This is a genomic window from Bacillus sp. FSL K6-2841 (assembly GCF_037976435.1).
Taxonomy (GTDB): domain Bacteria; phylum Bacillota; class Bacilli; order Bacillales; family Bacillaceae; genus Bacillus; species Bacillus pumilus.
This window is the reverse complement of record NZ_CP150266.1, coordinates 301150-327315: the sequence shown is the minus strand read 5'-3', so window position 1 is coordinate 327315 and position 26166 is coordinate 301150. Positions and strand designations below refer to the sequence as shown.

The window sequence follows — 26166 nt, the reverse complement described above, 5'->3', positions numbered from 1 at the left end:
ATTTGTTAATATTTAACTTGTTTCACATTGTAAATGATGTTATCGATTTCAGAACAATAACTTTGTGTAAAGGATTTGTTAATATGTGTACAATTTATGAAATTGCCAAACGCTGCGGGGTTTCAACCACCACCGTTTCCAGAGTGCTGAATCATCATCCATATGTGTCCGAGGAAAAGCGCCAGCTCATTTTACAGGTGATGAAGGAAATGGAATATACACCGAGTTCAGCAGCTCGTACTCTACGTTCACATCAGACAAAAACCATTGCTGTGTCTGTCCCGGCTGTGGACCATCCTTTTTTTGCACAATTGATTAAAGGCATTTCAAAAGAAGCACTGGATCAAGGCTATAAAGCGATCGTGCTTCAGACGTTTTATCAGGAGTCGTTAGAGCTTGAAGGTCTTCAATTATTAAAAAGAAGAGAAGTAGATGGGGTCATTTTAGGGGCATTAGAAAATCCGTGGGAAAAGATCGAGCCATTTTTAACGAACGGCCCTATTGTCATGGCGAATGAATATCATCAAACAGCAGACATTCCGATTATTGGATACGATGAGCGAGAAGCTGCCTATACAGCAGTTGACTACTTGATTCAGTCGGGGCGGAAAAAGATCGGGTTTTGCTTTGATACAGAAAGCAGTGAAGCACAGAAACAAAGGAAACAGGGCTATCTTGATGCTCTTTCTGCCCACGGCTTGCCGCTTCATGACGATTGGCTGTTCGGGGAGGCCTTCACCATTGAAGACGGTTTTCGCTTAATGGATGTCATCCATGACATGAAGAATGCACCTGATGCCATTTTCACCGGTAATGATCAAGTCGCAGCAGGGTTCATTAAACAGGCCATTTCATATGGTTATCACATTCCTAAGGATCTAGCGGTGATCGGCTATGACAATCAAGACATTTGCGAGGTGACAGCTCCAACGATCACCACAATTGACATCCCGATCGTAGAGCTTGGCCACCGGTCTGTGCAGCAACTGATTGAGCTCCTGCAAGACCAAAAACCATTACAGCGTCAACATATCCAGCTGCCTACCCGGCTCGTGACAAGGGAATCGACATAAACAAAAAAAGACTGAGAGCTGTCTCAGTCTTTTTTTAAACCTATACAAATTGAGCCAGAATGAATGTCCATATACACACTATGCCGAGCAGGATGAAGCTGTACTTCACAGTCTTTTGGAAGAGCTCAGACTCTTTACCTGTTTCTCCAACTGCTGCTGTAGCAATGGCAATAGATTGTGGAGAGATTAATTTCGCCATGACCCCGCCCGTTGTATTTGCTCCAATTAACAAACCTGCCTGTGAGCCGATTTGAGAAGCAGTGACCGCTTGAAGGTTGCCGAATAAGGCGTTGTTACTCACGACAGATCCTGTAATAAACACCCCGATCCAGCCAAGCACTGGGCTGACAAGCGGGAACAAATCGCCTGTTTTGGCAAGTGCAAGCCCAATGGCTGAACTTAGACCAGCGAAGTTCGCCAAGTTGGCAAAGCCCATGACAAAACAAATGGTGAGAACTGGTACCCAAAGCTCTTTCACTGATGCTTTTAAGCAGGCAGCGCCTTCTGTTAATGTAATATGTCTGCTAAACAAACCAGTCAGCATCACTGCAATCAGAATGGCAGTACCCGTTGCACTGATCACATCAATTTTAAAGATCGCATCAATAGGTGTTGCTGTTTGTGCAATTGGTGGTAATTTCACAATTTGCTGATGCAAAAATGGCATTTTCACTAAAATGGTTGTCCAGTTGAGCGGGCCTCCTACAGCAAACAATGCTTTAAATGCTGGCAGACTCCATACCGTAATCACGGCGGTTAAAATATAAAACGGAGACCATGCTTTCAGCACTTCAACGCCGCGATACGTTTGTTTCTGTTCAATGGCTGGTGCTCCTTCTTCACGATAAATGTGTTTCGGTTGCCATTTTCGAAGAAATAAAGCCAAAATCCCCATACTTGCTAATGCTGAAATAATATTGGCAAGCTCAGGACCCATTGTCACCATTGTGACAGCTTGTAAAATGGCATAGCTTCCACTCACAACAAGCAAGGCAGGGAGCGTTTCTTTAATCCCTTTGAATCCGTCCACAATGAGAATGAGTAGGAACGGAATACAGAATGAAATAAACGGAATCGTAAACACAAGGGTTTGAGATAATGCAAGCGGCGTCATATTGCCCATTTGCGCCCCTGTAATGACTGGGATCCCCACCGCACCAAATGCGCCAGACGCAGCATTGGCAATTAAGCAGAGCATCGCAGCTTTCAGCGGTTTAAACCCAAGCTCTGTTAAGAGAGCGGCACTAATCGCAATCGGTACACCAAACCCAGCGGCTCCCTCTAAAAATGCGTTAAAACTAAAACCAATTAATAAGAGCTGAAGACGTTGATCTTGAGAAATTCCTGCAATACTAGAACGAATAACATCGAATTTACCAGATTTCACAGCTATTTTATAGAGCCACACCGCCATGATGACGATATATCCAATCGGCCACAGCCCATTAGATATACCGAGCAGCACAGCAGACAATGCTTTTTCAATTGGCATATGAAAGAAGAAAACCGCTGTTACAAAACTGACGATTAAGGTAAAACAAGCGGCTAAAACACCTTTTAACTTAAATACGGTTAATGCAAGTAGGAAAAACAAAATTGGAAGCATTGCTACCAATGCACTCACGAACTCATTACCAAACGGATTATATATTTGCTGCCACATAGTGATTCATCCTTTTCTGCTCAGATAGATTGCTTTCGATTAAAAATGAGGAGCCAAGATCTCTTTTAACACATTCACACTGTGCGCGAATTGTTCTTTTTCTGTATCATTCAGTGCAAGCTCTATCACTTCTGTTGCGCCATTTCGATTCACAAGGGCAGGTACACCAATGTAGACATCTTCTGCTCCGTACTCTCCATCTAAGTAAGTGCTGACAGTCAAAATACTGTTTTCATTGTGCAGAATCGCTCTTGTTATGCGGGCCAAACTCATCGCTACGCCGTAGTAAGTAGCGCCTTTTTTCTCAATGATTTGATAAGCGGCATGACGGACATTTTCCATCATCTCATCTAAATCTTCTTGTTTGTATTGATCATTTTTCTTCATTAATTCTGTAATCGGTACACTTCCGATATTCGCATGACTCCAAACAGCAAGCTCTGTATCGCCATGCTCTCCAATGATGTACGCATGCACATTGTGTGCCGCTGCGTCAAAGTACTCACTGAGCATGTATCTAAATCTTGCAGTATCAAGTGTAGTTCCACTGCCAATCACTCGTTCTTTTGGCAGTCCACTGAATTTCCAAGTCGCATATGTTAAAATATCAACAGGGTTTGTGGCGACTAAGAAAATACCATCGAATCCACTTTTCATCACATTGTCTACAATGCCTTTAAATATATTTAAATTTTTCTCAACAAGGTCAAGTCTCGTTTCACCTGGCTTTTGATTCGCTCCAGCACAGATACATACAATGTCTGCATCCTTACAATCCTCATAATCTCCATACCATGTGTTCACTGGGTGCGGAGCAAATGCTTTCCCGTGGTTTAAATCCATGACGTCACCCATTGCTTTATCTTGATTCAAATCGATGACAACCAATTCATCTGTGATCACTTGATTTATTAATGTAAAGGCATAACTGCTACCTACAAAACCTGCTCCAATAAGTGCTACTTTGTTTACTTTTTCGTTTGTCATTTATCTCATCCTCCTGAGTAAAACTAGGTTGTTTTTTGTATGTGAAGTATTTCACATTCTTATTGTGCAATACTTCACAAACTTTTGCAAGGGGGTTGCTCAAAAAAATATGTAGCGAATTTGTGAACACACTTATTGTGCTTTCAAAGCGCTGTCTCCATGCATATTTCCACAAGAAAAAAGCTGCCAAACGATTGTCAGCAGCTTTATACATGTTAATAAGGTCCCCAGTTGATCATCACGCCGATACAAATAAAGACAAGTCCAATGACAAACCAAATGAGCGCAAGCGGCACCATAAAACGAAGCCACTTCACATAAGGAATACCACTTGCAGCGAGCACAGCCATCAACACACCTGATGTCGGATTGATACAGTTAACCACCCCTTCGCCAAGCATAACCGCTTCTACAGCGACCTGTCTTGTGATGCCCATTAAATCAGCCAGCGGCGCAAGAATTGGAATAAAGACAACCGCTTCTCCTGATCCTGATGAAATCAAAAAGTGAAGAAGTGCACTCGCAATATACATCCCGATCGCACCAGCAATTGGGCTAAATCCTGTCAACATACTCGCCAAGCCATTGACCACGGTATCAAGCAGCTTACCGTTTTCCAAAATGACAGAAATGCAGCGTGCCATCCCAACAATGAGTGCGCCGTAAACAAGGCTTTGACAGCCGACGATAAACGTTTTTGCAATATCATTGGCTGCTAATCCGCCAAGTAATCCAGCAGCAATGGCCATAAAAATGAAGACTCCTGCCATTTCCTTATCGGTCCAGCCAAGCTGAAGCGCGCCATATAAGAAGCCCCCAAGAGACAATCCACACACTGCTAAAATCAGCTTATGTCTGCTCGTAAATTCAGGCTTGTCCACAGATTCTGCATCAGATCCGCCAAGTCCCTTCGCAGGAAACCATTCATCTCCAAGAAGACTTCCCTTTTCTTTATTCTTTAAGCGTCTTGTATATAAATAGATGTACACAATACTAGATATAAGAAAACAAAGATAAATAATGACACGAAGACCAATGCCAGAAAAAATCGGCAGTTCTGCAATTGTCTGAGATAACCCCAGTGGAGATGGAGACAAAATGGTCGCGTTAAACCCGGCATAACAGCCAATATAAATGACCGCAGCTCCTGCCACAGCATCCCATTTCAAGGATCTTGCCACAATAATCCCGATTGGAATAAATCCTATAACGGAGTTCACGACAATCCCGGTCGTTCCAAGCACTGAAAATAATCCTCCAACAATACAAATAAACAATAATTGCTTTGTTTGAAATCTGCTGATGACATGGTGAATCATTCCGTTAATGGCACCTGTTTTCTCCAAAATGGCAATGGTTCCGCCAGTAAATAGAATGAGAAAAATAATAGAAGAAGACCCTACCATCCCTTCCTGAATGGCTGTAAAAAAGCCCACTGGACTTACGGGTGATTGATCAATGCGGTGATAGCTGCCAGGAACAGCTGTTGTGATTTCCCCCGATGTCTTTCGGTCAAACTCACCCGCGGGTACAAAATATGTTGCAATGGTACAAATGAGCGCAATGATAAATAAGAGAACATACGCATCTGGCATTTGAAGTTTTCTTTTTTGTTTCTCTGGTGGTGATACTGCTGCTGTTTTCATGTGTCAAAACCCCTTTGTCCCGATCGGAATTTCACTTAATTTTCTGAATAATCAAATGATGTGTTATATTATAAACACTGATGATATTTAAGATCAATATTATTTCACTAAAAGAATATTTTGACAGATTTTCTGTCAGCAAGGAGGCTATTCATGACAACTTTGACAAACGACATGCAGCAAACGGTGAAAGACATCTTTGATCACCTGCACGCTCACCCAGAAATCAGCTGGGAAGAAACGAATACGACGGCTTATCTTGAGGACTTATTAAAGAAAATAGGTTGTCAGACCCGAACATTTGACGACTGTACAGGAGTGATCGGTGAAATTGGAGAAGGTTCACCAGTGGTCGCGGTGAGAGCAGACATTGATGCACTTTGGCAGGAAGTAGATGGGGAATTTCAAGCCAATCATTCATGTGGTCACGATGCACACATGACAATGGCTCTCGGCACCTTCATGGCATTAAAAGAAAAGGAGCTCCCAAACGGCACCATCCGCTTCATTTTTCAGCCTGCTGAGGAAAAAGGCGGCGGTGCGCTGAAAATGATTGAAAAAGGTGTGCTAGCAGACGTTGATTACTTATACGGAGTACATGTTCGCCCAATTCAAGAAACATTAAACGGACGCTGCGCACCTGCGATCTTGCATGGATCGAGTAATCATTACATCGGCACAATTATTGGTGAGGAAGCCCACGGTGCACGCCCGCATCTAGGGGTCAACGTCATTGAAGTGGCTTCTACCCTCGTGCAAAGACTCGCACATATCCATGTCGACCCAAGAGTTGCACATTCTGTGAAAATGACCAACCTACATGCTGGCGGAGGCAGTTCAAACATCATCCCTGGCAAAGCTTCTTTTACACTAGATGTCAGAGCACAAACAAATGAAGTGATGGATAAACTAGAAAAAGAAATTGAAAGAGCCGTACATTCTGTAGCGGATGCCTTTGGCGCTTCCATTACCCTTTCAACTGATCATCGTCTGCCTGCCGCTACCTTGAATGAGGAAGCCGTCCAGATGATGTCTCATGCCATTGAAAAGGTTTTAGGTAAAGAGCAGCTTGATCCTCCGCTCGTAACGACAGGCGGAGAGGATTTTCACTTTTATGCAGCAAAGGTTCCGCATATCAAATCCACGATGCTTGGTTTAGGCTGTGATCTAAAGCCCGGTCTACATCATCCATATATGACATTCGACCGCTCTGCTATTTTTACCGGCATTGAGATTTTGACTGAAGCTGTTTATCAGACTCTTCAGCAGCATTCATCATAAAATAAAAAAACCACCCGTTTTTTTAGAGGGTGGTCTCAGATTGTTGACAAAGGGCTAAAATGATCTTTATTTTAGTCCTTTGTCTCCTTTTCAGCGTGATAGAAAACCTTTGAAGTCTAGGAAGGACGAGTACTGGCGCGGAGCGAATTTGACATTCGTGAGCACCAGCACGCAGGACTGACAACGAATGCGAGGGTTTGTCTACACGTGAAACCACCCGTTTTTTAGCGGGTGGTCTACTTGATATTATGCATTCAAATCTGTCATGGCTGGGACGTTGATTTCTTTTACACAGGATACCCTTGATAAATGAATCACACATCTCGCAAGCTCTACTATATCCTGCACAGGAATTCTTGTTTCATCATATAGAGCGATGGCTTTTTCGGCTCCATCTTCATATGGAACCTCTGCCGCCAATTCTCCTGGATTGATACAGGTGACGGATATTTTATCTTTTCTCACATGCTCTCTTAGTGCATTCACAATTCCGCGCAGGCCGAACTTAGATGCGACAAAAGAAACTTGCGGCAGGTTTGTATGATCGAGTCCCGACGTTGAACCAATCAAGATGATTTTTCCATTCTCCGATTTCCTGACATGCGGAAGCAGTGCTTGGATGTATGTAATGGTTGAGGTGACATTCACATTGATTAAATGAGCGATATCCTCTGGCTGATCGTGATCAAATGAATAATCATCTTCAAAGCCTCGTTTTTCCCATAAACCGACGTTGTAGATGAGGACATCAATGGTTTTGTTCCCCAATGCTTCGATCATGTGTGGAATATGAGATTGGCTTGATAAATCAATTTTCAGCCAAATTCTATGTACACCGTCATCTAATTTCAAACTGCTAGGTTCACTTCGAGACACAATCCAAACTGTATCTCCGCTTGAAGGAAGACCTTTCACAAAAGCATCCCCTAATCCTTGACTTGCACCGAATATGATATAGTTTTTACTCATAGCTCCTCCTTCTACGTCTCATGAGCTTTCAGTCAGACAGCAGCTCATCTGTAAGCGTTTTATACCTCTATCATATCGGTTATAAGATCTGGCTGCCTCTTTTATGCCTGTCTTTACTTTCGGTTACTTGATTTCCTTTAACTCCACTGGTAACGCACGTTCCTCTATAAAGCATTGAACCATATCCATAAACAGTTCCTTCTTTTCAAACGTAAATGTATGTCCGATAGCCGGAACGATGACACCTGCTGCCTGCGGATGTGAATTCGTTATTTTCTTTGCTGACCGTTTCATAATACCTTTTTCCTTTTCTCCCACTGTGACAAGAATTCGTGCCTTCGCTTGTTGAAACGTGTCTGGGAGCTTGTAATGGAGATTTTCTTGAAACATCGTCAGAAGGGTTTTCTTCTGTAAACTTTTCGAATCAGCCACATAGTGATTGAGTACATCGTTTGGAAGCCCCATCTTTTCAGCTTGGAGCTCGATAAACCAATCTTTCTTTAATAATGGATACGTAAGAGGTAAAAGAGGTCTCACCATCAAGTAAAGCCATGGCAGCGGCATCACAAGTGCGCTGTTGATGACGGCTATATCTACGATGTCAGGCTCTTTTGATAACACCTCAACGGCAACCTGTGCACCTAGGGAGAAGCCAATAAGTATCACTTTACGTCCATGCGTATGCTCCTTGATCCACGAGATGACTTCGAGAGCACTTTCTCGCATGGAATATGACTGTTCATCTGCTCTTGTCCCGTGACCAATGAGATCAGGCGTATAGCATTCATACGCTTCCTTGAATGTTTTTATCTGTTCCTGCCACATCCAGCTGCTTACTCCTCCGCCATGCAGAAAAATCATGATTGGCTTAACCATCATCGACAACTCGTCCACCTTCCTTATATATAAGAAAAAAGCAGCCGCTTCTTGAGCAGACTGCTTTTTCATATGCTCCCTCCTATTATAAGGGAACTTCATCATAATTGGCTATTTTTTCAAATCCTCAATCGAGTTGACGTTCTTCATATATGTCGGAACAACTAGACCCATGCGAAGACCTTTCATACTTGTGCCTAGATCATCATATTTCCCTTTAAACTTCGCTGCATACGTTTTATGCGTATTTGGCAGCCAAGCAGATAACGAGGCATCCGCACTTCCAGTTGCAATTGCTGTCCACATTGGACCTGCTTCCACCTGAGTCAAGGTCACTTTAAATCCGAGCTCACGCAGTACTTCTGCAGCAACATTGGTACTTGCAATCTCACTATCCCACGCAACGTAGGCAAGATTGACTTTTTCACCATTCGACTTTTTCACGCCTTTTGTCCATTTCGCTACTTGGTCTTTATGTTTTTTCACATATTTAACGGCGGCATCCTTTGGATTGATACCATCTTGGATATCCATCATGACTTCGCCCATGTCATCTTGAGACCATTTAAACTGACCAAGCATTTTGGCTGCATCCGGCTGATCCTTTGCAAACCCTTTACGTGAAATCGTATGAATCTCTTCCGCTTCACCGTAAGATTTCTTTGGATCATCTAAATATTTTAAATCATAACGAGAAAACATCCAGTGTGGATTCCAGCCAGTAATGATGATTGGCTTTTTACGGTCGTAAGATTTTTTGAGCGTTGCAGTCATGGCTGCACTTGATGCAGACACAACCGTCCAATCCTCTAAGCCGTAATCCTTTTTCGCTTGATCCGTGAGCGCCATAATCCCTGAACCCGGATCAATGCCGATAATGGTTTTATTCACCTGCTGTGCTGCACTCGCATTTGAATCTGACTTTGCACCACAAGCGGCTAGTAAAAAGACAAGCAGGGCGGTCATCCCAATGTTGAGAGACTTTTTCCACATTAAGCATTCCCCCTGGTTTTTTTCGTTTTAATGTTTTGTGTAATACGGTCAAGTGTAATTGCCACAATAACAATGGCAATACCCGCTTCAAAACCAATTCCTGTTTTTAGCTGCGTTACCGCACTATATACTTCTGAACCAAGTCCTGGTGCACCTACCATTGCCGCGATGACGACCATTGATAGAGCAAGCATGATACTTTGGTTAATACCAGCTAAGATGGTTTTTGTTGCAAGTGGAAGCTGAACTTTGAACAAACGCTGGAATGTCGTTGAACCAAAGGCTTCTGTTGCTTCAATTAAATCAGATGGTACTTGTTTAATACCGAGAATCGTCATACGAATCGTTGGCGGCATGGAGAAAATAACGGATGCCACAACTCCAGGTACAACGCCAATGTTAAAGAAGAAGATTGCTGGTAATAGATAAACGAATGCAGGCATGGTCTGCATTAAATCTAAGATAGGTGTCACAATTTTACGCACAGTTTCCTTCTGTGATGCCCAAATACCGATCGGAACCCCAATCACGATAGAAATGACCACAGCTGTTAAAACGAGCGCAAGTGTTTGAAGCATTGGCTGCCAGTAGCCTAAATAGTCGATCAGCAAAAATCCAATAAGTGTGAAAAGAGCAACTCCTCTTGTACTGATCCACCAAGCAATGCCGGCAAAAATAAGGGTTAAAATAATGGATGGAATCACACCAAGTGCTGCCACAATTCCATTTACTGTGCCTGCTAATCCATTTGTGATGCCATCAAAGAAACCACCAAACGTTAATGTTAACCAGTCAACAAATTGATCGATGTAATCCGCGAACGGAATTCTAGGTAAATCACTCATACTAAACATCTTATTCTACCTCCTGTGCAGAAGGCTCTTGTGTTTTAATTTCCTCAAGCTTGTTAGAAGACATGTTGATATACTCATCATTACCTGATAACGCACCAATTAATGCACCTCTGACCACAATACCCTTCATTCTGTTTTTCTCATCAACAACGGCAATTGGAATATTTGCCGCATCAGACACTGCATCAAAGATTTCTGTTAAATACGTAGACTCCAATACAGTTGTAAATTCTTTATCAAGAACAGTTTCGAGCGACGTATTCGTTTCTGCCGCCTTTTTCGCCGCTTGTGCAGAAATAACACCTAATAAATGCTTTTTCTTATCGACTGCATAGATTGACGAAATTCCAAGGTTTTTCATGAGCGTAAGTGCAACACGTGCCCCTTTGTCGATCTGAACTGTTTCTGCACGTTTCATAATATGACCAGCGGTTAATACTTTAGAAAGGTCAACATCTTCAACGAAACGTTCAACATATTCATTCGATGGGTTCATCAAAATTTCTTCTGGTGTTCCGATTTGAACGATATTTCCGTCCTTCATGAGCACAATGCGGTCGCCAATCCGAAGCGCCTCATCTAGATCATGGGTAATGAAAATGATCGTTTTCCCTACAGATGTATGAAGCTCAAGCAATTCATCCTGCATGTCTTTACGAATTAATGGATCGAGTGCGCTGAATGCTTCATCCATTAATAAAATGTCAGGATCATTTGCTAATGCACGTGCCAATCCAACACGCTGCTGCATCCCACCACTTAATTGGTTTGGATATTGCTCTTCAAAGCCTTCAAGTCCAACAAGCTTTAAAGATTCAAGCGCTTTTGAGTGGCGCTCTTCTTTGTCTACACCTTGTAATTCAAGACCATACTCTGTGTTCTCAAGAATGGTGCGGTGCGGGAACAATGCGAAGTTTTGGAAGACCATGCTGATCTTTTTACGTCTAACTTCACGCAATTGATCCTTTGACATATTCGTTATCATATCCCCATCAATATATATTTCTCCGGAGGTTGGTTCGATTAACCTATTTAGCAGCCGCACAAGTGTGGACTTTCCGCTCCCTGATAGCCCCATGATGACAAATATCTCGCCGTCATACACATCAAAATTTGCTCGATTGACACCAACTGTTGCGCCGGTCTCTTTTAGGATCTCTCTTTTTGTTTTCCCTTTTTCAAGCATTTGAGATGCTTTTTTAGCATTTTTACCGAAAATTTTAGATACATTATTTATCTTGATTTTGATAGTTCTCTCTTCAGAATTCATATTTTCCCTCCAAATTAGCATCTTAATAACCGTAACATAAGCGTTATGATGCGAACAATCTTTAGAATTCGCTTATTTCCGCACAATATGTATGAATTCCATATAAGAGGTCTGGTGATTAGAGTTTATACGCCGTATTACTCGTAAATCCTATAGAATGCTTCATAAACAACATATTTTACGGGGTATTTCCTCTCATCAGACAATATTTTACTTGAAATTCCTAATTGTGCTAAAAAATAACTCGAATCCTCACCATAGCGGACTTTTTTAAACATGGGTGAACCGTTCCCCTGAACAGGATTTACCCGAAAATGGTCACATAGAAACCTTTTTCATTCAAATTTTAATTAAAATATTAAAAAACTGCCTGCAACTTTAGTTACAGACAGCTTATTTTTTAGGACTCTAGTGCAGCTCGCTTAATATTATCTTGCAATTCAAGCATACGCTTTGTTCCATCTTCGCGTAATCGTTTGTTTTCTTCTTCGATCTGTTTCGTCTCTTTCATTCCTTGTACAATCGTATTAAAGGAAGATTCGATCGTTTCAATGTCGATACTTGGACGTCCAGACAATTTGGCAATCTCCACACTTTGGCTTGAGATGTTTTCAGCATTTCGTTTCAGCATTTCATTTGTTCTTCTATCCAGTTCACTCATTGAATCAGCCACAAGCTTTTGTCTCTTCGCTGTCACAGCTTGAATGATGCCATTTTTAAAGATCGGAATCGTGATGATGAACGCTGAGTTGATTTTACCGATTAGTTTCGTATTACCACGTTGCAGCAGGCGAATTTGCGGTGCCGTTTGAAGAGCCACCATCCGTGCCATATCAAGGTCATATACACGCTCTTCCAACGCTTGAATGCCGTTACGAAGTGTATCAAGCTCCATTTGTGCCAGCTGGTTTCCACTAGCTGCTTTTTCTTCATAAGAAGGAACCAATTGCTTTAATTCCTCGATTTTCATTTGACCTGCCACGACATACTTTTCAAGCTCCATATAGTATTGAATGTTATGCTCATACATTTCTTCAAGCGTCACAGTCGATTTGGTCATTTCGTCTTTATATTTACTGATTTCTACATTAATTTTTTCAATCTCTGCACCGAGCGTTTGGTATTTACTGAAAATCTTTTCAATCATGCTGCCGCCGCGCTTAAAGATTTTTGACAGTAGACCACCCTTTGGCTCGTCAAAATCATTTTTATCAAAACGATCCATAATTTTCCCAAGCTGCGTCAGCATCGTTCCTGAGTCAGTGACACTAGTTGAGCGCATCATCGAAAGAATACGATCAGAGAACTTAGAGATTTCAACGGCTGGCTGTTTTCCGTATTCAAGCAGCTCCAGTTGATTTTTCGCATCGATCTGTCTTGCAATATTTTGCACTTCTGGTTCATTTCGAAGCTGAACGCGAATATCGTCTGCTTTCTCAATGGAGATTTCCTCTTTATCAATTGAAATGATGTCATTTCCATTTGTATTTGTCATAAGCTTTGATCTCCTTATCGGTTTTTAATGGATTGAAATAATTTTCTGACGATGGATGGCTCTTTAAACTCCTGGTTCATGACCATCTCATCAAGCCAATGGGTATCAAATAATTGGTCATCTATATACCGCTCGATACACTGGTATCCCGCCGGATGATACACGAAGAGATCCACACCCATTTCATTTAGAAAAATGAGGGCAGCCGCATCAGAACGAGTCAGCTCACCATTATATTCCGTATGATATAAAATCACTTTCGGTACGGTTTGTGCATAATCAAAAGTTTGAATGAGTTCAATGAGCTCCTGGCCGATATGCAGTACCTGTTTGAATAAATAAATACGGACATCTGATTCAGTCTCATTGCCTTCTTTTAATAGCTTCGGATGCTGACAGATTCGAGATACCGCCTCTGCTATCGCACGCTGCGTCCCCTCATATAGATGAGAAAACTGCCACACATTGCTTTTCATTAATAATTCAGGATCAATCTCTCCAGCAGACGAAAGGGCATGCTGATAATGAAATTGATAATTCGAAGACACTTCTTTCGTAAAAGGAAAATGGCGAATGGTCTTCGTTTCTTTCCATTCCATTAACGTGTGGATACGATCCCAGTATTCACGCTTGTCTCGTGTAACCCCCATCATTTTCGCAAAGAGATTCGGAATCTGTATCGTATCACGGTCTGCTTGAAAATTAGGGCGGATAAAGGAGCGTTCCTTTGCAATTAAAAACAGCTCATCATATGTTGTCTTCAGCGTAATAGAATGAGGGGTATGATCTCTGAATTGCCACGGCTTATACAGCATTGAATCTTCCGTATGGAGCACCTCTTCAAGCTCTCTAGTCGAGCGGTACGCCACCGTTGATTTCCTCTCAGGCTTTTCAGTAGGGAACGGTTCCAGCTTTGAAGTCCCCGGATACTGATCAATAAAAGTCAGCTTTTCTTCTGGATCTAGTTCGCGGAATGAATCCTCGCCCTCTGGATGAAATAGCACAACATCACAGCCAATCAGCATGACATAGTAAAGAAAATAAAGCTGACTTTTATTCGCCTCTCCATACCAAATGACAGCCGGCATTTTTTCTTCTATATTGACTTCCTTCAGCCATGGACCTAGATGATTATTTGAGAACTTTACGACATCCAGCAAAACCCGGCGAAAATCGGGATGCTGAAATCCCCCTTCATGCAGCTGTTTGAAATGCTCAAACACCTTAATCAATGAAAGGCGGATATGCCGGTTCATCACAGGATTTGGATGGCGTACAATCAGCTGTTCACCATCTAAGAAAGCCACAAAGCGATTCACGGACAATCCTTTTTCTTCTTGGTTAATCAAATGAATACGTTGAAGCGCTTGAAAATGCTCCGGCTCAATATGACGATTGAGCGTTTCACTTAAAATATGAATGCCATCTGTTTCATATAATTCATGTAAATAAATAAAATAATCGGTTGCATCATGCGGAGTTCCAAGGACCCGGGCGGCGAGACGCGGCAAGGACAATGTATGCTCGTCCTTCACATAACCGTCTCTTTCAGGGAGCGGCTTTTTCAGCACGTTTTTCCAGGCTTCCTGCTCCGCCCGTGTTTGGTTAATATTGATTTCTTTATAACTCACGCCGCTCCTTCCTTTCTCCTATATTTTCTTGAAAGCTACTACTATCATATCATTCACCCTTCTATTTCTGCTATCGAATCGAAGGCTTTTTTGCGGTTGTCATCTGCTTCATGACACAAGCGGTGATTTCATCTGCTGCTGCCATGCCAGATGCTGCTGTCGGCTCAAGCAATGGATCAAAGTCGAGCACTTCTCCATGCCTTGGGGCAAAGCCCATATCTGCCTGTCGAATGAGTCCTGCATCTAAGAGAGAATCACCCGCACCATATACATATTCAAGCGCCAGACGTTCCTTTAGAAAAGCAACAGCATCCCACTTATTGAGCGGTGCCGGAATAAAATAAAGCTTTCGCCCTTGTAGAGACACCTGCCAGCCTCTCTCCTCGCCCCACTGCTTCAATTCAGCAAGTGGAATGCGAGACAGATACTCATCCTTCATAATCAAATAAAGAAATCTTCCCTCAGCTGTCCGGGTACGCTTCACCCATGCCGCAACTGGCAGTTCGGAGATGGCTCTTAGCATCTCTCTGACTGACATACACGCTTTGAGCCTCTCATCAACAATGACCTGCCAATCCTCAAGCGGCTTGCCGTGATGAAGGATACAGCCCCCATTTGTCGTGACGGCATACTCCGGTTTGATCTCTTGCTGAAAGAAGGTGATCCGTTCATACTGAGCGGTCGTTCTTGTCGTCACTGGAATGAACCAGCCCAATTGATGAATCGTCTGTAAGGACTTCTTCGTTTCAACCGACATATAGGAAAGCGGACGTTCATCTAGCATCTCAACTAATTCATAATCTCCTTCATACTCATATTGATCCAGCACTCGATGTGAGTAAATCAGTGTCCTGTCTAAATCACTGGCAAACGCACTTGTCTTCATGACATCTGCTCCAGCGGACGAATGAGTCCACAGCACGTATAGGACATATTTTCATATTCAATGACAGGAACGCCTCTGTCCTCTGCCAGAAGCAAAATATGCTTTAGCTTCTCCTGAGATCCAGGCTGTATCAAGATTTTCCAAGGGATTCTTCTCAGCAGCACACGGGTCGTCTCACCAACACCGGGCTTAATCAAATGGGTGTTTTCAATTTGAAACTCCTGACCGATCGCTTCAATGGACGCCATCCCCCGCCAATCCGCAGGCATTCCTTGCGTGAGGATGGTCTCTGCTTTCTCTTCTATATTTGGTTCGAGGCTAGAAAAGGCTTCTTCAATTGTATCCACATACAGATTGGACACATCCTCATCAAGCAGCTCTTCATAATATTTTGCCCCATGGAAATCATCGGCATTGATCCAGCGGTTGTTTAGTACCGTCCGACTAACAAGTCCAGATACAGTCGAATTCAGGCAAGCACTAGGAATGAGAAAGTCCTCTCTCGTTCCGTAGACATGTGTACAATAGCCAGGATCAGCGAGTACAGCCAGTTCACTAGAAAGGCGAATCCCGTACTTTCTTTCAAAATCAAGCACCGCTTTTTGGAGCTCTCTCGAAATCGCACCTTTTCCGGTCCATCCATCAATAAAGGCAATCTCATAGCCCGGATGTTCCTTGAGCATATAATGCAGCGCATTCTCATCTATTCCTCGATCACGAATGATAGAAATGCTGTAATGAGGCAGTTCAAGACCATATGTCTTTCGAATATATCGTTTGATGAGCACCCCAATCGGCGTTCCCGCTCTAGCCAAACTGCAAAGTACCGTTTGGAAGCCTCGCTTTTTCACAATCTGTTCGGCTACTACAGCTACTGCTTCTGCTACCTTTTCCTTACTTTCTTTCAGAGATTCATAGAATAAATCCATATAAGATTTCGTTGGTTTATATTCAATCGGCAGCATTTCTGAATAATGCGCACCACTCTGAATGGAACGCTCCCGCTCTTCTGTACTTTTCTCCATCTCAATGGATGATAAATCTTTGAGTAAAAAGGTTACATCCTGCTCTGGATAGCTTCCCATCTTTGTATACACATTAGCCATTCACCTTCACCTCGTCTGATAAAGTCACAATATGCACATGCTTCACATGCCGCTCAGCAAATAAATGAACAAGCGGAAGCAATGCCTCCTGAGAGACCTTTTTCTCAAAGAAGAGAAATACATCATCATATTGACCTTTTGGTATGTTGTACACGTAGTGCTGAATTCGGGCATCCTCTGGACTTACAAAGGTGAACCCATTTTGAACAGCGTAACCATCCTTTTCAACGGGATGAATTGGGCTTCTCGTCGTTGAATGAAAGAGAACGCCCTCTCCCATATATGCAGCCAGTCTCATCGGTACATACATCAGCTCACCTGTTCCTAAACAAAGTGTCTGCTTTCCTTTGCGTTCCTTCTTCATTTTCAGTCCAGCCTCTGCAGCTGCTTGGTCGATGGCTGCTGTATCTGCTGCGTTTAAACCAAAACGGCCCGTTTCATGTATATATGGCGAATGACCAGCCGAATTGGTTGCATGAGAACGTGCATACGGCACTTGCTGAAAGAAAGATTGAAGAGAGTGAAAAGAGAGATTTGGCAGATCCTTTTGCTCAGCAATCTCATACGAATAAGCTGGTTCATCCAGCGTTTTGCCCCGAAAGACCATTTGCCCTTTTAATAAAGACAATGAAGTGATGTGAATACCAAGTTCCTTTTCAAGCTCACACATGGCTTTCTCGTGCTCCTCTGTCCGCCAGTCTAAAATAGACAGAATCGTGTAAGAATGCCGCGGGTGCTTTGCATGAAGATCCCGAATGATATTGATATTCGTACGGCCTGTCGTGACTTCATCATCAACTAGCACGATGGGACGGTCTGTGCGAAGTAATGCTTCGTCTGCATAACAAAGCTGATCCGTTGCATGCGAATGCTCTTCTTCAAATACCAATGAAGGATCAAGATCCAGCAGCTGTTCACGTGTTGTATGAATGTAAGATGCACCTTCTAATACGTCATACACACCGTGCCCAAGAGCTGTGGCTGTTTCTGCAAAGCCGATCACGATCGGCTGTTTTCCTACTGAGAGCTTCTCCTTTTTGAGCGCTTCATAGGCTTTAGTTAATACCGTGTGGTCATCTGTCTTGAGTGCTTCTGCCAAAAGGTCTTGATGTGGAGACGTCTTGCCTGTTTGCTCTTTGGCATACGCCATGGCTAAAAGGCCCGAGACAAGGAGCGGTTTTACTGGATGAACAGGAATGTGCTTACCAAGCACCTTACTAACGAATAAAAAGGCTCTTTTTTTGTTCACCCTTGCAGCCATGTCAAAAAGATGCTCTTTTTCTAGCTGAAGCGCACCTTCTTTGAGATCAAGCTCAACTTCCATATGTTCCAAGATGCTCAGCGTATGCGGCTTCTGCTTCTGTGAGTATGTCGATATAGCTTCTATTTTCATGAAACACCCCGTAAATATCTGACTTCATTAAAATGTGCTCTGCCCACCTGTAATGGGGCTTCGTTTCATTCATTTTATTAGAGAAGGTACTCTTCATTACGCCAACTGTGCCGTCTGCATGTTCAAGAATGCTTAATGCATCCATATACTCTTCCTTCGTTACAACATACATGCTTTGAACCGGCTTGAGATGTGTTGGATGAATGACCGTCTTTCCATGAATGCCGTTAGCCACATCGAGTTTTGTCTCCTTGAGTAAACCTTGTACGTCATCAAATTCAGATGAAGACGATTCACCACTCTTATGAGAAAGTGCCCGTATGAATGGCTTTTGTTCCTTTCGTGCAGGGCCAAAATGCTCCCACACAGCACCTGATACCACAAAGGAACGGCCAAAATAATTGATGATATCTGTGATCAAATCAGCAATCAAATTGATCTCATAGATGGTCGTATCACGATCACGGCGAATCCCGTACAAACCGCAAAGATCCGTTGCCCCAATGCGAATATTCAAAATATATTCCTCGTCATTCAAAAAGATCTGCTTTAATTCTGACAACACCGTATATCTCGTTTCTTTTTCTAGTAAATCGGGTGTTTCCAAAATGGGCAGCCCATAAAGTGCTGTCTGCGTTTGGGACGATGCCTGTTTCAGACTGTCCAAATAATCCTTCGCATTATGGACCGAGCACTTTGGGAACACAAAACCGGTAAGTAATTGAAGAGAGGAACCGAGCAAGTCTGCCATTTTAAGCAGCTGTTTCGGTGAACGAACGCGAATAAATATAAGAGGCAAATGTGCAGCCGTTTCAGGAGCTTGCGTGACTTTCTCTTTGAGACTGGCCAGTTGTGCCACTAGATTCTGTTCAGCCATGTCCACTTCTTGATCACCGATGGCATCCTCCAAGCAAAATACAACAGAGCAAAGCGCTTCATATTTCTGCGACAGCAGCATATCTGCTATATCTTGTCGTGTCGCAGGCATATACAAAGTAGCACCTAATGCATGCGCAAGTACATGCCTCGGTGTCTGTGAATGCATCGCCCCCGGCCGCTTGAAAAAAAGATCTTGCTGCCTCGCCTCTGATAAAAATCGAAAATACCGCATGCTGTGCCACCTCCTGTTGTTTAGAGAAAATCAATAACCTGATGATTCAAAAAAGGATGGAGCCTGTAGTCAACTCCATTCCTTTTTGATCATCCTATTCTTCTTTTGAAGCCGCAGCTTCGTTTGTCACATCTTGATGTTTCTTCTTATTGATTTTATGAACAATAAACGTCCCGATAAACGCTAGAATAATAATCGCAAAGAATGCAAGATGCGGGATTTCAATATGTGCAGCACTTAAGCCCATTTTGATGGCAATAATCCCGATGAGAATAAACGCGGTATTCTCAAGCTCTGGAATACGGTCAATAAGGACCAGGAATAACTGTGCCACTGTACGCATCATGAGAATGCCAAGCATTCCCCCTAATAGCAGAATCCATACTTCCTCAGATACTGCGAATGCCGCAAGAATACTGTCCACCGAGAAGGCAAGGTCCATAATTTCCACAGAAATAACGGTTGCCCAGAACACGCCAAATACACGAATCATCCAGCCTTCTTTTTTCAATTCCTTCGCTTCGTCATCGCCGTCACCTAACCAGAAGTGCTTAATGACAAGCCATGCTAAATATGCAGCTCCGAGAACCTTAATCCACCAGAACTTAATAAGCAGCATCCCTACGCCAATGAATAGAAAACGGAAGAAATAAGCGCCAATTAATCCGTAGGTTAATGCCTTTTTACGCTGCTTTTCTGGTAAATGTTTCACCATGACAGCTAATACAAGTGCGTTATCTGCTGATAACAATCCTTCAAGCACAACAAGGGTCCCAATGAGTCCCCAAGAGACAGGGTTTGTTAATACCTCTGCCCACATATGCCAATCAAAAAACGAGGCATAGGTGTCCAACATATGTTTCAAAATGTCCAACTGGTTTTCCTCCTATAAGTGTAGAAGCATCAGCAGGCTTTCGCCTGCTGTTATTCTTGATCGCTGTTTCTTTCTCACTTTGGAAAAGGTCCTCATATGAGTCATTGGCAGCGCCTCTTGAATCGATTGATTTCTCTCGTTTATACTTCTAACCCATAATTTTGACAAAGAGCTGCAAGTCCGCCAGAGAATCCGCTTCCGATGGCGTTAAACTTCCAATCGCTTCCGTGGCGGTATAGTTCACATACCACAACAGCTGTTTCAATTGAGAAGTCTTCCCCTAAATCAAAGCGAATCAATTCTTCCCCGCCCTCTTCATTTACAACACGAACAAACGCATTTGAGACTTGTCCAAAATTCTGGCTGCGCGTCTCTGCATCATGAATCGTCACTGTAATTCCGATACGATCAATGTTAGCAGGAATTTTCGAGAAATCAACGAGAATTTGCTCGTCATCTCCATCTCCTTCACCCGTACGGTTATCACCTGTATGAGTGACACTGCCGCTTGGATGCTGAAGGTTATTATAGAACACAAAGTCTGTATCTTGCTGACAACGATTGTTTGCATCCACTAAGAAAGCCGAAGCGTCCAAATCAAATTCGGCTCCACCAGAATATTTATTCGTATCCCAGCCAAGTCCGATCATCACCTTTGTCAGCCCTGGATTGGTTTTCGTTAAATCGACACGTTGTCCTTTTGAAAGCTGAATTGCCATATTCGTATCTCTCCTGTCTCCTGAAAATATGAAAACGGGTCGTTACCCGATATCTAAACCGAAGTCTGTTGCAATGCGGGCAAGTCCGCCTTGATAGCCCGATCCAACAGCCGAGAATTTCCATTCTCCGCCATGACGGTATAATTCACCTACAATAATCGCTGTTTCAATTGAAAAGTCTTCCGCCAAATCATAGCGAATGAGCTCTTCATTTGATGCCGCATTTAAAATACGGACGTAAGCGTTAGAAACCTGTCCAAAGTTTTGGCTGCGTGCTTCTGCATCATGGATTGTAATCACGAAGGAGATTTTCTCAATACTCGCTGGTACAGTTGAAAGATCAACATTGACCTGCTCATCATCTCCATCTCCTTCACCTGTACGGTTATCGCCTGTATGTACGATACTTCCGCCACCGCCAGTTGTTTGATTGTAAAAGACAAAATCAGATGGAGAGTTTGCTTTCCCTGCTGCATCTAAAAGGAATACGCTTGCGTCTAGATCAAAGTCATGTCCGCCATCATACTTGTTTACATCCCAGCCAAGACCTACTACCACTTTTGTTAAACCTGGATTCGTTTTTGTTAAATCAATTTTTTGACCTTTCGCTAAAGAAATTCCCACTAGGAATCTCTCCCTTCTGATTAGATATAGTTTCTCGTAATATCGGCAAGCTTCGCATCATTTGTACCGTTTCCAACAGCCGCAAACTTCCAATCATTTTCATGACGATAAAGCTCTCCAACGATTAATGATGTTTTCCCTGCATACTCATCTTTTAAATTATATTTCACTAATTCTTGATTGTTTGAACGATCAACAATGCGAATGTACGCATTTTGAATCATACCAAAATGTTGATTTCTTCTAAGTGCATCATAGATGTTCACAACAAACACCAATTTATTCACATTGCCTGGCACCTTGCTTAAGTTGACGAGGACTTGTTCATCATCTCCGTCTCCTTCACCAGTCAGATTGTCGCCTGTATGCTCGACACTGCCGCATTTGCTTTTCAAGTTGCCAAAATAAATCAAATCTTTATTTTCCGTAAATTTATCATTTTTCAGCATGAGCACTGAAGCATCACAATCAATATCAGCGCCGCCTCCACCGCCAAACAGCTTACCTAAAAATCCGCCGCCTTGTGATACAGGGTCCCAGCCAAGTCCAACAAGAATATTCGTCAGCCCTGCTTTGCCTTTTGTTAAATCAATACGTTGACCTTTTTCTAATGTAATCGCCAAATCAATCACTCCTCAAGCATAATAAAAATCTATTTATTAAGCGATGGACTCTATTAAAATCATCATACATGAAAATTCGACAAAATTCATGAAATGACCTTGGAGCCTCTTACTCTTTTTTCTATTTACTAGTATATACGATCTACGTTCAAGATAGGTTTCAAACAGATGATATTTTTTTAACGAAAGATCCATGTTGAAAATAGTTTATGTTGTAAATGAAGTGTTTCATGTGAAACATTGTCGAAAATTCCCGTCCACAGCTCTTGCTGATAAATAACGTATTGATGTGGTTTCATATGTTGATATAGAAAAGTTAAAGCATGAGATCAAAGGATAAACCCTTTCGTTTCCTTCTATTCAAGGATTTCTTTATACTTAAATTCAACGTATTACCGAAAGGATGTTGATGATGCCATCACTTCACATATTAGATCAAGTCGCTATTCCTAAAGGTCAGACAGCACAAGAGACACTGATTCACACAACGAAGCTGGCTCAGCTTGCAGAAGCTCTTGGGTATGAGCGTTATTGGTTTGCTGAACACCACAGCACAAGAGGGCTCGCTAGTACAGCACCTGAAATATTAATGGCACATATTGCCGCTCATACATCGACCTTACGTACCGGGTCTGGAGGCATTTTACTTCCGCAGTACAGCTCCTTTAAAGTAGCAGAGGTCACGCGGCAGCTTGAGGCTCTGTATCCTGGACGAATTGAAATCGGTGTCGGCAAATCTCAGGGCGGGATTGAAAGGACGAGACTGGCTTTGACAGACGGCGTGCATAAAGATCTATCTCAGTTTGATCGCCAGCTGAAGGATCTTCTATTTTACTTATCAGACAGCCTGCCTTCTGGACACCCGCATGCTGGGGTCAAAGCTTCTCCGCATATTGATACTCATCCGCCGGTTTGGCTGCTTGGTTTAGGAGAAAATAGTGCCATGCAAGCAGCGGAGCTTGGGATCAACTATATTTTTGGTCACTTTATTCACCCCGCACGCGGCAAACAAGCATTTGAGACGTATCGGTCTCACTTTTCTCCATCTGTCTTTTCCACACAGCCGCACGCAATGTTTGCCGTGTTTGTCATTTGTGGTGAAACCGATGAAGAGGCCGAACGGATCGCCACCAGTACAGATTTATGGCTGCTGCGTGTTGAAAAAGGACTGGACAGCCGCGTACCTTCTATAGAAGAAGCCAGTACCTATCACTACACCTCGCAGGAAATGAAAAAAGTGTTACTAAACCGCCAGCGGATGATCGTCGGCTCAAAGGCAACGGTGAAAGAGCAATTACTTAGCTTGATGGACCGCTATCAAACGGATGACATCATGATTCTCAACAATTCATTTGATCCGATAGAAAAACAGCGCTCCTTCAAACGAATCGCAGAATTATTTTGAAGCCGCCAATTCCCTTGGCTTCTTTTTTTACATTGTCATAAAAAATGGGAAATGTAACATAGAGATGTCAAAATCCTTCCGCCTGTCATCTAATCGCAAATGTGTCTTCTAATCGTTAGCGAACTGTAAACGCATAAGGGGTGTACCTTTTATATAGTAGAGGTACATATAAAAGAACCGTTTACGACGCTAGAAGGAAGGAGATGACAGGTTATGAATAAGAGACTCGACTGGGTCGATGCGGCTAAAGGGATTGGTATTCTTCTCGTGGTCATGGCGCATGTGCCCATTCCAGATCCGCTCAAGCAATTCATTTACTCTTTTCATATGCCGCTTTTCTTTTTACTATCAGGCATGATGTTTCGATCATCCTCACGCCCTGCTCTGTCATTTATTCAGAAGAAAGCCAAAAGCTTACTCTTGCCCTATCTCTATTTCTCCATCATTACGTATGTTTTCTGGTTCACCGTTACTCGTTTTTTTGCCTTTAAGGGACAAACGGATATTGACCCTTTCGTTCCGTTTACAGGTATTTTTATATCCAATGCAGATGAAGCTAGACTCACACATAACCCAGCCATCTGGTTTTTAACGACGCTCTTTTTAGTGGAAATAATCTTTTTCTTTATGCACCGTCTGACAAAAGGGAAACCTGCTGTCTTGAGCTTACTGACCCTTCTTTGCGGAGGTGCTGGATATGCCTCTACCTTGCTTTTAAACCAAAGTCTGCCGTGGAATGCCAATGTCGCCTTGACGGCTGTTGTGTTTTATTCCATCGGATTTTTGGCAAAGCAATGGTTTGTGGAATTAAAAACAGACCCAACCCTTCTTCTTTGTACAGGTCTGCTTGTACTGACGGCTTACATGCAAAGCTTTAATTCGCGGATCGATATGCGCGTGAATGACTATGGTGATCTTTTTCTTTTCTATGCATGTGCACTGCTCGGTTCAGCTGCTGTGATTTATTTAAGTTTCAAATTCAAAACGTCCCCTATTTTGACGTATCTCGGTCGAAATTCCATTGTTATTCTTGTCTTGCAGTTTGCCGGCATCGATATCATGAAAGCATTTGTTTATTATGGACTTGGTATCAATATTGCAGATACAGCGCAGCTCTCTTGGACTCTCTTTTACACGATTGGGACATTGCTACTTATGGTGCCATGTATCTCCTTCCTGAGTAAGTACCCGATGCTGCTCGGCAAACCAGCCAAAGCCGCACACCGCTACGAACAAAAAACATCCGCCGGCTGATTGGGCGGATGTTTTTTGGATTAATCATTGATTTGAGAAGGGTAAAGCGTCATTCCTCCATCTACAAATAAAGTGGTGCCTGTGATATACGAAGCTTCCTTAGATACGAGGAATGCAGCAGCGGACCCAATCTCCTTAGGTTCACCAAATGCTCTCATTGGAATCTTTTCAAGCTGCTTTTGTTTTTTCTGTTCATCCTGCAAATCATCATTCGATTCGGTCGCCATTGTACCTGGTGCAATCGCATTGATCCGAATACCTGCTTCCGCATAATCAAGGGCCAGCGTTTTTGTCATCATGTTCATTCCGCCTTTGGAAGTGGAATAGTGAACATTGAACGGGCGTGGTATTTCCTGATGGACACTGGATATATTTAAAATAGACCCTTTGATGTCATGCTCCATCATATAGGCGATTGCAGCCTTTGACCCTAAAAAGGCACCTGTGATATTGACATCAATGACTTTTTGCCATTGCTTGAGCGTCATCTCATGCGGCATCGCTTCTTCACCATTAAAGCCTGAATTATTGACGAACACATCGACTGTACCGAAATGCTCCAGTGCTGTATCCATGATCGCTTGAATTCCTTCCTCTTTGGAGACATCCGCGTGTACTTTCACCGCCCTACCTCCATTCTGCTGAATGGCTTGTACCGTTTCTTCAGCACCCTCTTCATCACCTTTATAGTTCACAACCACATTCATCTGCTCTTGTCCAAATCGTAATGCGATGGCTTGTCCGATTCCTTTTGAAGAACCTGTGACAATGGCTGTTTTTCCTTTTAAATCTTGATACATCTTTATTTCCTCCTATCACGTGCTTCATCTAGTTGATACACAATGGTTACCCATTTTGAAAAAAAGAAAAACACAACCCTCTGCAATCGTTGACTAAGAGGATTGTGCTGTTCATCAAGCTAAAAGGTGTTATAAACATTTTCACATGTTTCAGCGGTTGGCTGATAAAAGCAATGCGACTTATACCTTGCCACAAACGGCTGATTGTACCATGTCGGTGGACAATTACCAGGCGGTTTAAAATACCAAAGGCTGAATTTTGCTGGCCAAAATCGTTCTCCGTTAATATTCCTACGCGCAAGTGTTTTTTCCGTTTCTCGTGCTCGTTGATAAAAATAACCATGTGTGACTGCTTCAAATGCATGCTCTTGATAAATCATTTGTGGAATCGTACGCAGCCCTTTAAAGTCAGAGCAGTTGGCACGCAATCGGTTAATGCCCACATTCCCTACGAGCAGCATCCCTTGCTTCCCTTCACCTTCTGCCTCCGCTCTCAGCAGTCTGGCCATGAGATCAATATCAGAGCTTGTCGCTCTTACCACTGCCATACATCCACCTCCATTCGTTTCTCTTTTATTTTATGTAGGGTTTCTGTGTAGATGACTGCCATTTTGAAGGAAAAAGACACATTCC

24 protein-coding genes are annotated in these 26166 nt (G+C 42.8%); 4 read left to right on the top strand and 20 right to left on the bottom strand.

Translation table 11 applies throughout. From position 1 onward, the window contains the following. Nucleotides 1-83 precede the first annotated feature (83 nt). Nucleotides 84-1073 carry a LacI family DNA-binding transcriptional regulator gene (locus MHH68_RS01785; RefSeq protein ID WP_339164844.1) on the top strand — a complete coding sequence of 330 codons (990 nt, stop codon included), beginning with the start codon at nucleotides 84-86 and terminating at the stop codon, nucleotides 1071-1073. Nucleotides 1074-1113: 40 nt separating this feature from the next. Here the strand turns inward: MHH68_RS01785 and MHH68_RS01780 are convergent, their stop codons facing one another. From MHH68_RS01780 to MHH68_RS01770, 3 genes are all read right to left on the bottom strand, one after another. Beyond that, nucleotides 1114-2736, bottom strand: a complete 1623-nt coding sequence (locus MHH68_RS01780; protein ID WP_058015247.1) for an L-lactate permease — start codon at nucleotides 2734-2736, stop codon at nucleotides 1114-1116. A gap of 39 nt (nucleotides 2737-2775) precedes the next feature. After that, on the bottom strand, nucleotides 2776-3723 hold the full coding sequence (locus MHH68_RS01775) for an L-lactate dehydrogenase (RefSeq protein WP_003217251.1): 948 nt from the start codon (nucleotides 3721-3723) through the stop codon (nucleotides 2776-2778). Between the two features lie 215 nt (nucleotides 3724-3938). Beyond that, nucleotides 3939-5369, bottom strand: a complete 1431-nt coding sequence (locus MHH68_RS01770) for a YfcC family protein (RefSeq protein ID WP_061406663.1) — start codon at nucleotides 5367-5369, stop codon at nucleotides 3939-3941. Nucleotides 5370-5522: 153 nt separating this feature from the next. Here MHH68_RS01770 and MHH68_RS01765 point away from each other — a divergent pair, with 153 nt between their 5' ends. Then, nucleotides 5523-6650, top strand: coding sequence for a M20 peptidase aminoacylase family protein (locus MHH68_RS01765; protein WP_058015245.1), 1128 nt, complete (start codon nucleotides 5523-5525; stop codon nucleotides 6648-6650). 246 nt (nucleotides 6651-6896) lie between these two features. Here the strand turns inward: MHH68_RS01765 and MHH68_RS01760 are convergent, their stop codons facing one another. The 15 genes from MHH68_RS01760 to MHH68_RS01690 form a co-directional block, all read right to left on the bottom strand. Next, nucleotides 6897-7619 carry an SDR family oxidoreductase gene (locus MHH68_RS01760; protein WP_339164840.1) on the bottom strand — a complete coding sequence of 241 codons (723 nt, stop codon included), beginning with the start codon at nucleotides 7617-7619 and terminating at the stop codon, nucleotides 6897-6899. A 123-nt stretch (nucleotides 7620-7742) separates the two neighbouring features. After that, complete coding sequence (locus tag MHH68_RS01755; RefSeq protein WP_268496644.1) at nucleotides 7743-8567, bottom strand: alpha/beta hydrolase; 825 nt, start codon at nucleotides 8565-8567, stop codon at nucleotides 7743-7745. Between the two features lie 39 nt (nucleotides 8568-8606). Next, a complete protein-coding gene (locus tag MHH68_RS01750) occupies nucleotides 8607-9488 on the bottom strand; it encodes a glycine betaine ABC transporter substrate-binding protein (RefSeq protein WP_339164838.1) in 882 nt (293 codons plus the stop codon). Then, nucleotides 9488-10333 (bottom strand): glycine/proline betaine ABC transporter permease subunit OpuAB, encoded by an 846-nt coding sequence (gene opuAB / locus MHH68_RS01745; protein WP_024718999.1) that lies wholly within the window; start codon nucleotides 10331-10333, stop codon nucleotides 9488-9490. The genes MHH68_RS01750 and opuAB overlap by 1 nt, the downstream gene beginning before the upstream one ends. 10 nt (nucleotides 10334-10343) lie before the next feature. Further along, nucleotides 10344-11612 carry a glycine/proline betaine ABC transporter ATP-binding protein OpuAA gene (opuAA, locus tag MHH68_RS01740; RefSeq protein WP_169057439.1) on the bottom strand — a complete coding sequence of 423 codons (1269 nt, stop codon included), beginning with the start codon at nucleotides 11610-11612 and terminating at the stop codon, nucleotides 10344-10346. Between the two features lie 400 nt (nucleotides 11613-12012). Beyond that, complete coding sequence (locus MHH68_RS01735) at nucleotides 12013-13107, bottom strand: toxic anion resistance protein (RefSeq protein WP_003217200.1); 1095 nt, start codon at nucleotides 13105-13107, stop codon at nucleotides 12013-12015. Nucleotides 13108-13121: 14 nt separating this feature from the next. Beyond that, nucleotides 13122-14738, bottom strand: coding sequence for a YceG family protein (locus MHH68_RS01730; RefSeq protein WP_169057440.1), 1617 nt, complete (start codon nucleotides 14736-14738; stop codon nucleotides 13122-13124). A gap of 70 nt (nucleotides 14739-14808) precedes the next feature. Beyond that, on the bottom strand, nucleotides 14809-15624 hold the full coding sequence (locus MHH68_RS01725) for an HAD family hydrolase (protein ID WP_268496646.1): 816 nt from the start codon (nucleotides 15622-15624) through the stop codon (nucleotides 14809-14811). Then, complete coding sequence (locus MHH68_RS01720) at nucleotides 15621-16730, bottom strand: cysteine protease StiP family protein (RefSeq protein WP_268496647.1); 1110 nt, start codon at nucleotides 16728-16730, stop codon at nucleotides 15621-15623. Before MHH68_RS01720 ends, MHH68_RS01725 begins: the two co-directional genes overlap by 4 nt. Continuing rightward, complete coding sequence (locus tag MHH68_RS01715) at nucleotides 16723-18054, bottom strand: phosphoribosyltransferase family protein (RefSeq protein ID WP_339165777.1); 1332 nt, start codon at nucleotides 18052-18054, stop codon at nucleotides 16723-16725. The genes MHH68_RS01720 and MHH68_RS01715 overlap by 8 nt, the downstream gene beginning before the upstream one ends. After that, entirely contained in the window at nucleotides 18044-19234 is a 1191-nt protein-coding gene (locus MHH68_RS01710) for an HpcH/HpaI aldolase/citrate lyase family protein (RefSeq protein WP_339164834.1), read from the bottom strand. Before MHH68_RS01710 ends, MHH68_RS01715 begins: the two co-directional genes overlap by 11 nt. Nucleotides 19235-19328: 94 nt before the next feature. Then, a complete protein-coding gene (locus MHH68_RS01705; RefSeq protein ID WP_012008834.1) occupies nucleotides 19329-20108 on the bottom strand; it encodes a TerC family protein in 780 nt (259 codons plus the stop codon). A 140-nt stretch (nucleotides 20109-20248) separates the two neighbouring features. Further along, nucleotides 20249-20827 carry a TerD family protein gene (locus MHH68_RS01700; RefSeq protein WP_034664245.1) on the bottom strand — a complete coding sequence of 193 codons (579 nt, stop codon included), beginning with the start codon at nucleotides 20825-20827 and terminating at the stop codon, nucleotides 20249-20251. 42 nt (nucleotides 20828-20869) lie between these two features. Next, entirely contained in the window at nucleotides 20870-21451 is a 582-nt protein-coding gene (locus tag MHH68_RS01695) for a TerD family protein (RefSeq protein ID WP_008342133.1), read from the bottom strand. A gap of 20 nt (nucleotides 21452-21471) precedes the next feature. Continuing rightward, a complete protein-coding gene (locus MHH68_RS01690) occupies nucleotides 21472-22074 on the bottom strand; it encodes a TerD family protein (RefSeq protein ID WP_058015234.1) in 603 nt (200 codons plus the stop codon). 412 nt (nucleotides 22075-22486) lie between these two features. Here MHH68_RS01690 and MHH68_RS01685 point away from each other — a divergent pair, with 412 nt between their 5' ends. Further along, nucleotides 22487-23479 carry an LLM class flavin-dependent oxidoreductase gene (locus MHH68_RS01685; protein ID WP_339164831.1) on the top strand — a complete coding sequence of 331 codons (993 nt, stop codon included), beginning with the start codon at nucleotides 22487-22489 and terminating at the stop codon, nucleotides 23477-23479. Nucleotides 23480-23692: 213 nt separating this feature from the next. Then, nucleotides 23693-24733, top strand: a complete 1041-nt coding sequence (locus MHH68_RS01680) for an acyltransferase family protein (protein WP_058015232.1) — start codon at nucleotides 23693-23695, stop codon at nucleotides 24731-24733. 20 nt (nucleotides 24734-24753) lie between these two features. On the opposite strand, the gene MHH68_RS01675 is transcribed toward MHH68_RS01680, so the two are convergent. Together MHH68_RS01675 and MHH68_RS01670 are read right to left on the bottom strand one after the other, a co-directional pair. After that, complete coding sequence (locus MHH68_RS01675; RefSeq protein WP_339164829.1) at nucleotides 24754-25533, bottom strand: glucose 1-dehydrogenase; 780 nt, start codon at nucleotides 25531-25533, stop codon at nucleotides 24754-24756. Nucleotides 25534-25652: 119 nt separating this feature from the next. Then, nucleotides 25653-26081: a cell wall hydrolase gene (locus tag MHH68_RS01670; protein WP_003217242.1), complete on the bottom strand. Its 429-nt coding sequence runs from the start codon at nucleotides 26079-26081 to the stop codon at nucleotides 25653-25655. Nucleotides 26082-26166 lie beyond the last annotated feature (85 nt).